10 protein-coding genes are annotated in these 13,390 nt (G+C 55.5%); 2 read left to right on the top strand and 8 right to left on the bottom strand.

Annotated elements, in window-relative coordinates; genetic code table 11:
- Positions 1-15 precede the first annotated feature (15 nt).
- From IDM49_RS02795 to IDM49_RS02810, 4 genes are read right to left on the bottom strand one after another with little or no spacing between them, the layout of a single operon-like run.
- Positions 16-1,686, bottom strand: a complete 1,671-nt coding sequence (locus tag IDM49_RS02795) for a dipeptide ABC transporter ATP-binding protein (protein ID WP_190724953.1) — start codon at positions 1,684-1,686, stop codon at positions 16-18.
- Positions 1,683-2,486: an ABC transporter permease gene (locus tag IDM49_RS02800; protein WP_190724954.1), complete on the bottom strand. Its 804-nt coding sequence runs from the start codon at positions 2,484-2,486 to the stop codon at positions 1,683-1,685. Before IDM49_RS02800 ends, IDM49_RS02795 begins: the two co-directional genes overlap by 4 nt.
- A 2-nt stretch (positions 2,487-2,488) precedes the next feature.
- Positions 2,489-3,424: an ABC transporter permease gene (locus IDM49_RS02805; RefSeq protein ID WP_190724955.1), complete on the bottom strand. Its 936-nt coding sequence runs from the start codon at positions 3,422-3,424 to the stop codon at positions 2,489-2,491.
- A complete protein-coding gene (locus IDM49_RS02810; RefSeq protein ID WP_190724956.1) occupies positions 3,421-5,073 on the bottom strand; it encodes a TIGR04028 family ABC transporter substrate-binding protein in 1,653 nt (550 codons plus the stop codon). The genes IDM49_RS02805 and IDM49_RS02810 overlap by 4 nt, the downstream gene beginning before the upstream one ends.
- Positions 5,074-5,189: 116 nt before the next feature.
- On the opposite strand from IDM49_RS02810, the gene IDM49_RS02815 reads away from it, so the two are divergent.
- Complete coding sequence (locus tag IDM49_RS02815; protein WP_190724957.1) at positions 5,190-7,100, top strand: FAD/NAD(P)-binding protein; 1,911 nt, start codon at positions 5,190-5,192, stop codon at positions 7,098-7,100.
- A gap of 53 nt (positions 7,101-7,153) precedes the next feature.
- On the opposite strand, the gene rarD is transcribed toward IDM49_RS02815, so the two are convergent.
- Positions 7,154-8,113, bottom strand: coding sequence for an EamA family transporter RarD (gene rarD, locus IDM49_RS02820; protein ID WP_190724958.1), 960 nt, complete (start codon positions 8,111-8,113; stop codon positions 7,154-7,156).
- 156 nt (positions 8,114-8,269) lie between these two features.
- Entirely contained in the window at positions 8,270-9,601 is a 1,332-nt protein-coding gene (locus IDM49_RS02825) for a DUF6882 domain-containing protein (RefSeq protein ID WP_190724959.1), read from the bottom strand.
- Between the two features lie 206 nt (positions 9,602-9,807).
- Between IDM49_RS02825 and IDM49_RS02830 the strand changes: the two genes are divergently transcribed.
- Positions 9,808-11,169, top strand: coding sequence for an SseB family protein (locus tag IDM49_RS02830; protein WP_193836672.1), 1,362 nt, complete (start codon positions 9,808-9,810; stop codon positions 11,167-11,169).
- 104 nt (positions 11,170-11,273) lie between these two features.
- Here the strand turns inward: IDM49_RS02830 and IDM49_RS02835 are convergent, their stop codons facing one another.
- Positions 11,274-12,755 carry a catalase gene (locus tag IDM49_RS02835; protein WP_190724961.1) on the bottom strand — a complete coding sequence of 494 codons (1,482 nt, stop codon included), beginning with the start codon at positions 12,753-12,755 and terminating at the stop codon, positions 11,274-11,276.
- Positions 12,756-12,850: 95 nt separating this feature from the next.
- Entirely contained in the window at positions 12,851-13,363 is a 513-nt protein-coding gene (locus IDM49_RS02840; protein WP_190724962.1) for a Fur family transcriptional regulator, read from the bottom strand.
- Positions 13,364-13,390: the final 27 nt, after the last annotated feature.

The raw sequence follows: 13,390 nt of genomic DNA on the forward strand, positions 1-13,390 counted from the left end.
GTATACTCCTTATCTCTACAGTCCCATGTTCAGTGAGCCGTCCCGAAAACGCTGACCCGGGATAGCATCGATCAGCGATCGTGTGAAGGTACTGGTGGGTGATGAGAACACGCGCTCTGTCTCACCGTATTCGACCTGCTGGCCGGCAGTCATCACCGAAACGGTGTCTGAAATCTGACGAACCACTGCAAGGTCGTGAGAGATAAAGACATAGGTGAGTGTCAGCTCTTCCTGTAAACGCGCGAGCAGGCGCAGAATCTGAGACTGAACGGTGACGTCCAGCGCCGAGACTGCCTCGTCGAAAACAACAAGCTCAGGTTCTACAATCAGTGCGCGGGCGATAGCAACGCGTTGACGCTGACCACCGGAGAGCTCTGCCGGGCGCCGGGAAGCGAACTCAGGGTCAAGCGAGACAAGTTCTAGGTAGCGAGCCACCCTCTCTTTAATCTGAGACTTGCCGACCAGTTTAAAGTTTTTGAGTGGTTCGGCGAGCGTAACTCCCACTGTCATTTTGGGGTTCAGCGATGAGTAGGGGTTCTGGTAGACCAGCTGAACATGCTTTCGCAGTTGCTTGCTCTTGGGGTCAATGCGCTTGCCTTCAAAGAGGATCTCGCCGGTGGTGGGGCTTGAGAACCCTGCGATGGCGCGTCCTGTCGTGGTTTTGCCGGAGCCGGATTCATCCACGATAGCGTGCGTGGTGCCGCGCTGAACGTCGAAGGAGATATTCTCAGCGGCGGTGAAGTCCCCAAATTTCTGTGTAAAGTTGCGGACGCTCAGCAGGGGAGCGGGCTCTGCCTGCGCAGGGACATCGCGTTGCCAAGGCGCTACCGCGTGAGCTGATTGCTGGGCACGGACTGAACCTGCAACGCTGCGTCGCTGGGGGACGCTTGCCACCGACAGCGACGGCGCATCGGCAAGTAGCTGTCGGGTATAGGAGTCCTGCGGGTCAGAAAGAACACTGGCTGCGTACCCTGTTTCTTTCACCTGTCCATCGTGCATCACCACGATGCGGTCTGCCCGGTCGCCTGCCACAGCCAAGTCGTGAGTAATGAGCAGAACGCCAATGTTTCGGCTGTGCCGTAATTCGTCGATGAGATCGAGAATGGTTTTTTGAACGGTGACATCCAGGGCGCTGGTGGGCTCGTCCGCGATAATGAAATCCGGTTCGAGCGCCAGAGCAGCTGCAATGAGCACGCGTTGCTTCATACCGCCGGAGAGCTCGTGCGGGTACTGACGGTACCGACGCTCGGGATTATCAATACCTACCATCTCAAGCAGTTCGATGACTCGTGCTTTTCGCGCCTCGGTTGATAGCGAGGTGTGAATTTCTAAACCTTCTGAAACCGAAGCTCCAATGGTTTTCACCGGGTTCAGCGAGTTATTGGGATCCTGCGGAATGAGACCGATGCGCGGCCCGCGGATGCGTTGCCACTGCTTGTCAGTGAGCCTTGCGAGGTCAATCCCGCCCAGGTGCATAGTGCCAGCGGTGATTTGCGCGTTATCGGCTAACAGACCAATGGCGGCCTGCGCGGTTGTAGATTTACCGGAACCTGACTCACCCACCACAGCCGTAATCTGGCCGGGCGCCACGCTCAGAGAGACATTCTGCACCGCCTGGACGACGCCGCGCGAGGTGGAATACGTGACAGCAAGGTCTGAAATAACAAGAGAATCGTGAGTGCTCATCGTGCCTTCTTCTGAACGATATGGCTGAGGTGGTTTGCTGACATCACAACAGCGATGATGACGGCACCGGGCAAAACGGTCAGCCACCACGAGGTTGCAATGTAGTCACGGGCGTCCGCAATAATCAGGCCCCACTCGGGAGTAGGCGCCGGCGCGCCGTAGCCCAAGAAGCCCAGCACAGAAAGCTGCAATATAGCGCTACCAAACTGTACAGCTGCCAGTGCAATCACAGACGTCAGCGAGTTCGGCAGAATGTGGCGGGTGAGCACCTGAAAACGTGATGCACCCGATCCATAGGCAGCCTCGACAAAATCAAGCGAAGATACCGAGATCACCTGTGAACGCGCCAAACGGGCAAACGTAGCCACAGAGGTAATACCTACCGCAATAGCCGCGTTAACCGTGCCGTAGCCCAACAAGATAATCACAGAAAGAGACAACAGCAACGAGGGAATCGACAGCAACACATCCACGATGCGCATGAGCAGAGCATCCAGCCAACCACCTTGTGCACCTGCAATTAGACCGAGGATTGTACCGACAACCAGCCCCACCAGAACCGCTACAAGAGCACCGAGCAGAGACTGACGCGTTCCGTAAATGACGCGGGAATAGAGGTCGCGTCCTACCGAGTCGGTACCGAACCAGTGCTCAAGACTGGGGGAGAGAAGCGCCCCGCTGGTGCCGCTGAGCGGGTTGTGCGAGGTAAAGAGACCGGGAACTAGCGCCGCAAGCACCGCGAGAATAAGGATGATCGAAGCGAGTATGACGCTGGGTTTTTTGAAAGTCGCCGTATTCATCGTTATGCGCGTTCCTTTCGGCGCACTCGCGGATCAAGTACCGGGTGCAGCAGATCGACGAGGAGGTTGATAAGAACGTAGAGGGTCGCGGCTATAACAACCACCGCCATGAGAACGGGGGTATCGCGGTTAGCAACGGCGTTGACCGTCATCTGACCAATTCCGGCGCGTCCAAAGACAGCTTCGGTAACAACTGCGCCGCCCACGAGCTCACCGAAGAGCACACCCGCGATGGTCAGCGCAGGAAGGAGCGCATTGCGTAGAACGTTGCCAAAGAAGATGCGTGATCGCGATGCGCCGCGGGCCTTGACCACTGAGATAAAGGGCTGACGTTCAACGTCTTCGATGGAACGCACGAGCACCTGAGCAAGAGGCGCCGCAATGGGAATCGAGAGCGTGAGCGCCGGCAGAATCAGCGACTGCACGGGGGATGCGCCGATAACCGGTACCCAGCCGAGTTTAAAGGAGACCAGCTGAATGAGAATAATGCCGATCCAGAAGCTGGGGAGCGAGACCATCAGCGACGGTAAACCGAGAACAAAGCCACGTAGACCGCGAGAGAAGGACGCCGCCACTGCGATGAGAAGAGCCCAGATGCAGGCAAGAACAAAAGCTGAAATGGCGAGCGCCAGCGTTCCGGGCAATGCTTCTGCCACCATGGATGCAATCGACGCACCGGTTTGCACGGAGTAGCCGAAATTGCCGGTTAGAAAGCCGAACAGCGAGGTGAAGTACTGGACAATGAGTGGTTTATCTGCACCGTATTCGGCACGAATTGTATTGATCTCATCGCTGCTGAGCCCTAAATCGGGACTGGCATAGCGTGCCATGATCGCATCGGACGGTAGCGCTGAGAGCAGGATAAAAGCGAGCGTGTACGTTGCGAGGAGAACAAGGAGAGCTTGCCCTATGCGCAACCACAATTGGCGAGCGGTCACTGTGATTCCTCCAAACGATCATGGTTGATACGGACGTTATAGAAATTGGGTCGGCCGATAGATTCTTCTTCAAAGCCTTCAAGGTAGGGCTGGACGCCGTAGACCTGGGGCTCTTCAAAGAGAGGTAGCGCGTAGGCTTTTTCGGCCATCATGCGCTGGGCTTTGGCTGAGGCTTCTGCGCGGTCTTCTTCGCGGGGTGAGGACGCGATTTGCTCCAGGAGCTTCTCAAGTTCGGGATCGCCCAGCTCACCGGTTTCTTCATCGAGGTTCAGCAGGGAGTCTCGGTTGTCTGAGTGAAGGTGAGATTTGAGCACGTCGTAGTCTGCGCGTCCCACCATAGTGTGGCGAATCTGAACCTTGTTGATGTCTTTAGAGTCGGCGTCCTGCGCTGCTTGATCACCGGGGTTGAGCGTGATTTCAATGCCGATGCGGGCGAGTTGCTCTTGAACCTTGGTGATGACTTCGCGTGAACGCGGCTGGGGCAGGGCTTCGTTGATGTTGAGCGTGAGGCGCTGACCGTCTTTGCTACGGATGCCGTCTTCACCGCGTACCCATCCAGCCTCATCGAGCAGGCGTTGAGCCTTGTCAGGGTCGTAGACGTAGTACTGGCTCATATCTTGATAGCCCAGTGCAGAAGATGACAGCACAGAGTTGGCTTTGGGATAAGAGTCAGAAAACAGCGTCTCTAGAATTTCATCACGGTCAGTACCCGCAATGATGGCCTGACGAACGCGAATATCAGACAGGCGAGGGTCCCTGAAACGGAAGGCCAGCTGGTTGGTGACGCCGTTGGTGGAGTGCGATGAAATGGTGAGTCCCTGCTCCTGCAGGTGTTTTTCAACGGGGGCTTCGATCTGGCGAGCGATGTCGCCTTGGCCGGAGACGAGGCCGCCGGTACGCACGGATTCTTCAGCCGCTAGCACGTACTTGATGCCGTCGATGTAGGCGCGTCCTTGATGCTCAGACTCAGCAGGAGCCCAGTCATAGTCTTCACGGGCCTTCATGGTCAGCGATGAGTTCATCTGCTCATCTTCAATGACGAAGGGGCCGGAACCGATAATCTCGGTTGCCTTACCCGGGGCGAATCCCGTGGTGTCTTTATCAAGCGTGGCATCAGAGAGCAAACCGGCATTGAAAGAGCTGGTTGCCTGCGCGAAACCGGGGGCGGGTTCAGAGAAGAAGAAACGCACGGTATCTTCATCAACTACTTCACCGTGATCGTAATTAGTAATCTGCTCCGACGAGGTGAGCTTGCGGGACTTATCTCCCTTGCCGTAAAGATCGAAGTTCTTGACAACGTTCTCAGCAGTGAGCGGTGAACCATCGGAGTAGGTGACATCGGTGCGGATGTCAAAAGTGTATTCGGTCGCGTCCTCGTTAACCTCGGGAAGCTTAGTCGCAATCCAAGGAGACAGTTCAAGCGTCTCAGGGTCCTGATAAAGCAGTCTGTCTGTGACCTGGTTGAGCACACCACCGTTAGCGTAGAAACCTGCCGACGGCGGGTACAGCGTCTTGAAGAAATTGGGTTCGAGGTAGATGACGATATCGTCCTCGGCTTCAGAGGCATGTTGCGTTACGTTACCGCACGCTGTGACACCGAGGAGCAATGCGAGCACAATGGAACTCAGCGGCATTGCACGTTTTTTCATCTGCGTGGTGGCTTTCTTGCTGGGGGCTTTGGCCCGTACGGTGAGAATGTGAGGGCTTTTTCACCCTAGCTCAACGCGTGCAACAGTTGATAAGTAAAACGTAAAAGGAGTTAACATTGAGGCCCTCGGTCGTTATCATTGGTGCTGGTCCGCGCGGTATTTCGGTGCTTGAGAGGTTAGGCTCATATCTTGCGGCTACGGGATCTAAGCAGCCGCTTGACGTGCATATTGTGGATGATGCACAACTGGGCGCCGGACGCATCTGGGACACCGAGCAGACGCGTACCCTGTGCATGAACACGCTTGCCGGTGCGGTGACTCTCTTTACTGAACCCGGTTCAACGGTGAGTGCTCCGGTTATTGAAGGGCCCACGATGTACGAGTGGATTCAGATTCTTCGTGGCGAGTCGGTGCGCGAGCAAGCCCAGAGCATGTTTGATCGTTTTCCTGAAATTCTTGACGCTAGCTTTGATGAAGAAGTGCGCGCTACCCGTGTGGAATCTAATCCCTCGCGAGCGCTGTACGGTGCTTACCTCAGGTGGTGCTTTCGCGTTGCCCTGGGGTTGATGCCTGAGCACGTTACCGTGCATCAGCATCATTCACGCGCTGTTTCCATTGACGAGCGTGACGGCTACGATTTGGTACATCTTGCCGATGGCACAGAGTTGGTCTCTCACTCGACAGTGCTTGCAACAGGCTGGCAGCAGCCGCATCCTACCGCTGAAGAAGAACAGCTGGCATCTGCACCCGGAACATGGATCGCACCCGGTAACCCCCTTGACCAAGACGTGCAGCAGATTCCAGCCGGAGATAAGGTTCTGGTCCGTGGGCTAGGCATGGGTTTCTTTGACGTCATGGCCCTGACTACCATCGACCGCGGTGGAAAGTTTGTAGAAGATTCTGACGCGCGCTCGGGCCTGCGCTATATTCCTAGTGGCCAAGAGCCCCACTTCATCGTGAGTTCCGGACGCGGCTACCCCTACCTTCCCAAATCAGAATATAAGTCCTTGCCACCCAAGGCTGCACTTCCTCGGCTCAAAGCGGTTATTACTGAGCTGACCGGCGAAGAGCGCCAGCACGAGCGCATCGATTTCGGTGAACAGGTGTACCCCGCCATCGTCAAGGACGCCTACGAGGCCTACTACCGCGTCCTTGCTCAAAATCACCCCGAGGCGCTGACCGCAGGCATCGAGACCGTAGTTGAAACCATCGATGCGAGCGAGCTTTCAGAGATGGATATCGCCCTGGAACTTTTTGTGCCCAACCCGCACGATCGCTTTAGCCTGAGCTACTGGCAAGACCCTGTTACAGCTCTAGCGGGAGATAAGCCGCTCAGCATTGACGAGCTCACCTCGCGTATTGCCAAGCACATGGTCATTGACATTGAACAAGCGCTTCTTGCCCGCGACAGCGCGGTCAAGGCAGGGCTGTGGTCTATCAGTGCCTCCCGTAAACCTGCCAGCATCCTGGGCGCAGAAGGACGCTACACCTACGATTCACGCCTATCGCTGTACAAATCATTTATGGCATTTGGGCAGATGGTAGGTTCCGGTCCGCCACTGTTTCGCACTCAGCAACTTTTGGCGCTCGTGGACGCGGGTTTGGTCAGCTTCGCCGGCGCTCGCCCGCAGGTTCGTGTAGAGGGCGAGGGTTTTGTTCTAACGGGCAAAAATATTGCTGAAGAAGTGCGAGCATCCACTCTGGTGGACGCGTGGATGTACAGTCCCGATACGCGTCGCCCCGCCGATGCCTCAACAATTTCCATTCAGGAGCGTACGCGTCCGTTCCGAGAGACATTTGCTGATGGCTCACCGGTGGCAACCGGATCGCCCGAGGTTGTGCCTGCAACCCGTCAGCTGGTCAATCCTGACGGAACCGCTGATCCGCGTCTGCACCTCATCGGTATTCCTACGTACGCGCAGTTGCCCGACACCACTATTTCTCCCATGCCGGGCACCAACCCGCTCATGCTGCAAGAAACAGATAAGGTGGCGGCGCATCTTCTTCAGGTAGTGGGCATCAAGTAGCCTCACGATCGATACTCCAAGCCCCCGTGTATTTACACGGGGGCTTGGAATATCTAGGCGCGTGTGCTGGCAACCTGCGCCTTGCGATGGACGCGACGACGCTGGTTGTGGCGTAGTGCATCCAGAATAAAGAGGGCGACTGCTACCCAGACGAGGATGAACCCTAACCAACGTTCTGTACTCATGTGTTCGTGGAAAATCAGCAGGGCAATGAGGAACTGCATAATCGGAGTCATGTACTGCACCATGCCCACCACCGACAGTGGCAGGTTTGCTGCCGCTACCGCAAAGCACAGTAGCGGAACACCGGTGACAATGCCTGAGAACGCGAGAACCCAAAAATGCGAGGCGCCTTCAGATAACAGGGTGAGGTTGCCTTGCGCATAGATAAAAGCAATAACAGCCAGGGCGATAGGGCTCAGCAATAGGGCTTCTGCGCTGAGCGAGTTCAGAGCCGTCACTCCCTTGCCCAAGCGGCTTTTCACCAGACCGTAAAAACCAAAGGTAAAAGCGAGACCAAGCGCCAACCAGGGAACCTGGCCGTAGAGAATACTCATCGCCAACACCGCAACGGTAGCAATTCCCACAGCCACCCACTGCAGTTTTCGAAGCTTCTCATGGAGCACCACTACACCCAACAGCACAGATACCAGCGGGTTGATGAAATACCCCAGCGAGGCCTCCAACGTGTTGCCGCTGGTCACCGCAATGACATAAATCAGCCAGTTGCCACCCACTAAAATCCCCGCCACAAAAAGGCGCGCCATCAGCGAGCTGTTGCACACCAGCGTCCAAAAGCTTCTCCACGTACCGGTAACCACCAGTAGAATGGCGCAGAAAATTAGTGAGAAGACCACACGCCACGCAACAACTTCAAGGGCAGACGCCGGGGACGTCAGCACAAAGTACAGCGGGAAGACGCCCCACATCAGATAGGCACCAAAAACAGCTAAAAGACCTGTGCGGCTGAGCCCATCGGAGGCCGGGGCTACTAAAGGAGAAGACTGAGCCATAGAACCTGCTTGAGTTAGAGAAAGAGTATGAAAGTGATTACTCATCATAAAACTTTTATGAACACTCAAAATCAAATGAGGTCATTAGAAACCCCGGTTCGCCGTAAGAAACGGCAAACCGGGGTAACGCACGAAACGTTTAGCTTCGCTTTAGTCTTACAGACCGAAGAAACGTGAGAAGAAGCCCTTCTTCTCCTTGGTCTCCTTCTTAGGAGCGTGCTCAGCTTCTTCGCGTTCTGCCTCAAGATCCGGAGCTTCACCGGCAACACGGAATGCTGCGGGCTTGTAAGCTTCGTGAGACTCTTCAGTCTCTTCAACCTCAACGGTCTCACGCTCGGTAGTTGCGGGAGCTTCCTGAACCTCTTCGGTCTCAATCTGCTCGAACTCATCAGCAACCACAGCGTCGTCGAATGAGCCGGTGGTAACGCGGCCGGGCTGAGCATCGTCGCGAGGATCCTGATCATAGGGATCAGAAACATCGGTGTAGACGCGGTCGGTGGTGGTGGTACCCTCAACCTCTTCAGCTTCACGAGCTTCACGTTCAGCGGCTTCGCGCTCGGCGGCTTTGCGTTCTGCGCGGGCAGCTTCTTCACGAGCTTCCTGCTCAGCTTCGCGCTGTGCAGCTGCTTCTGCCTCAGCCTGACGCGCAGCAGCCTCCTCGCGTTCTGCTGCCTCACGTGCGGCTGCTTCTTCGCGGGCCGCGCTGTGCTGGGCTGCCTCTGATGCTGCAATGCGCTCAACTTCGCTACGTTCGCTGCGCATCTGTTCACGCAAGGATGCTGCGTGGGCGGCGCAACGGTTGAGTTCGTCAGCGTCAACGGTGGGCTCGGCAGGCTCAATGCCTGAAATCTTGCCCTCGTCGAACCACAGGCGCAGGGCGCCGTCGGTTGCAGTGATGACAGCGGTCGCTTCGGTGTCCCACTCAATGTGCGCACCGCGCAAACGTGCGTAAGAATCAACAGCCTTGAGGTGGTTCACAGCGGTGCCGGTCTGCAGAGCCTGTGCCATTACGCGTCCCATGCGGTTGACGGTGGGAGCTTCAAGTTCAAGAAGATCACCATCGAGTAGCAACCATGCGCGCACGCCTGCACCGGCCTGAACGGGGTAGTGCGCGTAAATGCCGGTAACTGCCTTGGTAGCAAGGGTGAGGCGGCGTGCTAGACCATCTTCAAGAACCAACTCGTCGGTGGTCAGCTCCGAGATTCCGTGCTGGCTTCCTGCCTCGCGTGCCTGAATAGCTGCTGAAACTACAGAGTCGGGAAAATGACCGAGTTCCTGCCACGACCAAATCCAAGAACCGCGTGATTCTGATTCGGTACCCAGAAGGTAGGGGGAAAGAGCAACTGAATCATCAGATGAAAGAGTAAAAGACGGAGCTGAGAAGTCCACTGACCATTCCGAGTCGCCGGTCAGCTCAGCCAGGCGTGCCTGGTATTCGGTAGAGATAAAGATTGATTCGTCAATCAAATCCTGCAGTGTTTTAGTCATAGCCTTAAGGCTATCAATGTTTGCCTGAGATGACGCACTATTTACGGTGTCTTCGGGAGGGCTTTTATCCTGCTAAACATCACATCGAGTTGCAGGCTTTCAGGGCTGGTGTGCTGGGGCTGGACGGTGGTGTCCACATAAATAACGTTCATTCGCAGAAAACAGTGGCAAGATCCCTTCCTGTCTGCTGAAAGGAGGGCGGTAGAATGAAAGGCAAACTTGATTACGTTGTCTTCAACCAGAAAATAACTTTATTTATGAGTAATTCACCCCGTTTTTCAGTGTCTGAACGTCCGGCACAGTTGCAACAGGCCCTCAATGAAGTGGGTAGCTGGATGCTTTCAAAGGTGTCTACCACCGGTTGGAATGAGCTGGTGCTTGAGGCTAAGCCCGTTGGCGATTCATTCTTTGTGCGTTTTACGGAAAGCTACGATGAACGCGATGTGACTGGCACTTCTCGTTTGCTTGATGATGAAGAATTCGCCACGGAGCAGCTCTCTAGACTGCAGCACGCATCCTACGACGAGGCTGAGGGTGCTTGGCTGTCAGTTACCGTGGTGGTTGCCGCGAAGAACTGGCCAACTCCTGAGTATCAGGTCGGTGCCGCGTATAACCGCACCCATGAGCCGCAGAACTGGGACGGCGAGGGCGGGTTCAGCGCGCGAGATGTACGTGAGCACCTTGAGAAGTTCCCTCGCACCGATGCTCTTCCGGCGTGGGCTGATGCCAAGATTAATCGCGGACGTTCTTTGAACGTTGCCGATATTAATGATGAAGAATCGCCCAACCCTTATCTTCGTGACGCCCTCGTGCAATTTTCCGAAGAGCGCTCAGAACGCGCCCTCGTTAACGTGATGCGTCAGCTGATGGGTGGCGATATTCTTCTGGATGCTACCAACTCAGACTTCGTGGCCGATGGCGATAACCCGTTTGGTCCTGAAACCACGGTGAAGTACACCTTCGCAACGTTGGAGGGATACCGCGGTCTGTGCCTGTTCTCTTCTCCTGAGGCAGTTTTGAAGTCTCATCAGGAACAAGGACGCGAAGGCGAGCCTGTGATGGTTCGTGAAAATTCAGTGAAGGTCATGATGGATTTCTTGAACAACCAAGAAATTGATCTGCTGGTAATCGACCCGGGTTCACCGACAATGAGTGTTCTGGAACGTCCTCAGGTGCAGTGGGTTTTGGGAACTCCCCATAACCCTGCCGCGAAAATGGCTTTGATGGGTCAGAACATGCAACAGCTTCTTTCGGCTCTTGCCGCCCCCAGCACTTTCTTGCTCTTGGGCACTCCTGCCGGTTCTATTGACCGTCAGCCGCTGATTATCGACGGTGAAGCAGAAGAAGGCCGCACCCTGTTGACTTTCACCTCAGCTGCAGAGGTCTCCTCGCTTGATCCCACCCTGGAGGTCACCAGCGCCACTTCCATGGACGTCCTCCGATTTGCCGTTGACTCCGGTGTAGATAGCGTGCGCATTAACGGACTGAACCCGTACGCAACCCTGCCCATCGCCCAGGTTAAAGAACTGGTAGAACTCGTGGACGCTGCATCCTTAGGGATCAAATAGAGGGCAGTCAAAAGATCTTTACTAAGAAGAGCGCATAAAAAGGTGGGGCTACCGGTATCAACCGGTAGCCCCACCTTTTTATGTCTCACATAATTGTGATAGACCTACTTCTTTTCAGCCACAGCCTTGCGGACGCGTGCGCCAAGTTCTTCGTGCACGTTCTCCCAGTACTGGAAAGCGCGCTCAAGCACAGCGTCGTTATCAATTTCGCTCATGTGGCCAGCGATGTTAGAGACCAAACGCTCACGAGCAGCGTCGTCCAGAACATCGGTGTACAGGGTTCGAGCCTGACCCCAGTCATCATCTTCAGCGTGAAGAGTAGCTGCCGAACGTACCAGCTCACCGTCAAACTCCCAGCCGGTGTTCTCTTCGTGAGCCTTCACCGGGTCAGCGTGCGGACCGCCGTATGAGTTCGGTGCGTATACCGGAGTGGAAGGATCGTTGAAGGTGTAGCGCATAGCGCCTTCCTTCGAGTAAGAGTTAATTTCAGCGTTCTTAGCGTAGTTAACCGGCAAATCAGCGTAGTTAGTGCCCACACGGTAACGCTGCGCATCGGCGTAAGAGAAGATGCGGCCGAGCAACATCTTGTCAGGTGAGGTTGCGATACCGGGAACAAAGTTGCTCGGTGAGAACGCAGCCTGCTCAATCTGAGCGAAGAAGTTATCGGGGTTCTTGTTCAGCGTCATCTTACCCACCTTAATCAGCGGGTAATCAGCATGAGGCCATACCTTGGTGAGGTCGAAGGGGTTAAAACGGTAGTTCTTCGCGTCATCAAACGGCATGATCTGAACGTAGAGAGTCCAGCTGGGGAAGTCCCCGTTCTTGATGGACTCAAAAAGGTCCTTGCGGTAATAATCGGGGTCAGTACCGGCAAGCTCAGTTGCTTCTTGATCGGTCAGGTAATCGTTGCCCTGATCGGTCTTGAAGTGGTACTTCACCCAGAAGCGCTCCCCGTCAGCGTTGATCCACTGGTAGGTGTGTGAGCCAAAGCCGTCCATGTGGCGGAAGCTCTTGGGAGTACCACGATCGCCCATAAGCCAGGTGACCTGGTGGGCTGATTCGGTGCGCAGGCTCCAGAAATCCCACTGCATAGTGTGGTCGCGTAGGCCTGAATCGGGTTGACGCTTCTGCGAACGGATGAAGTCCGGGAACTTGATGGTGTCGCGCAAGAAGAAGATCGGGGTGTTGTTACCCACGAGGTCGTAGTTACCCTCGGTGGTGTAGAACTTCAGCGAGAAGCCACGCGGGTCGCGCCATGTATCGGGTGAACCCTGTTCGCCTGCAACGGATGAGAAACGCGCGAGCATTTCGGTTTTTACACCGGGCTGGAAGAGCGCAGCCTTGGTGTACTGCGAGATGTCCTCGGTGGTTTCAAAAACACCGAAAGCACCGGAGCCCTTAGCGTGTACTACGCGCTCGGGAACGCGCTCGCGGTTGAACTGCGCGAGTTTTTCAACGGTGTAGACATCATGAAGGACGATGGGGCCGTCCTTGCCAACGGTAAGTGAATCGTTGTCCGATGCCACGGGGGTCCCGGTGTTGGTGGTTGTGAATGTACCGGTCTTGTTAATGGGGTTACCAGTCATATTCAACTCCTTTGGTGTTTTCGACTGCACGTCTCTTCAACGTGTTGCCGTGGGTTTCCAGTTGCTTGGCGGGTGCCAAGTAGCTGCTGGGAAATCTATGAAAGTATGGTGCTTTGCGCCGCCATTTCTCGGTCAATTTCTTGCTGACAGTCAGCACAGATACCTCGGTAGAGAACATCGGCGCTGATAAAGGTCATGCCGTGATGTTCGCTAGGAATGAGGCAGGGTGCCTCTCCCACAGCGCAGTCAACGTCTTCAACGCGAAGGCAGCGAATGCAAAACGCGTGGTGGTGATTGTCGCCGGTGCGGGTTTCATAAAGAGCCGGTGTTCCGGGAGGCTCAAATTTTCTGAGCATGTCGATGCTGGTTAGGTCCGCCAGTACCACGTAGACAGACTGCATGGTGATGGTCGGAAGTTCTTTGCGCACGCTCGCGACAATGGCGTCGGCGGTAGAGTGCGGGGCTCGGTGTATAGCTGAGAGAACGGCTAGGCGCTGTTTGGTGACGCGGCGCCCATGTGCTCGCAGTCCTTGTATCCAGGCACGACGAATTGCCTCCGTCGCCTCCTGGTGGGGGCGAGCAGTTTGCGTTTGTTGAATCGTAGCCATGCTTATAGTTTATAGTTATTATGAACA

It is taken from the genome of Rothia terrae, assembly GCF_014705925.2.
Classification (GTDB): Bacteria; Actinomycetota; Actinomycetes; order Actinomycetales; family Micrococcaceae; genus Rothia; species Rothia terrae.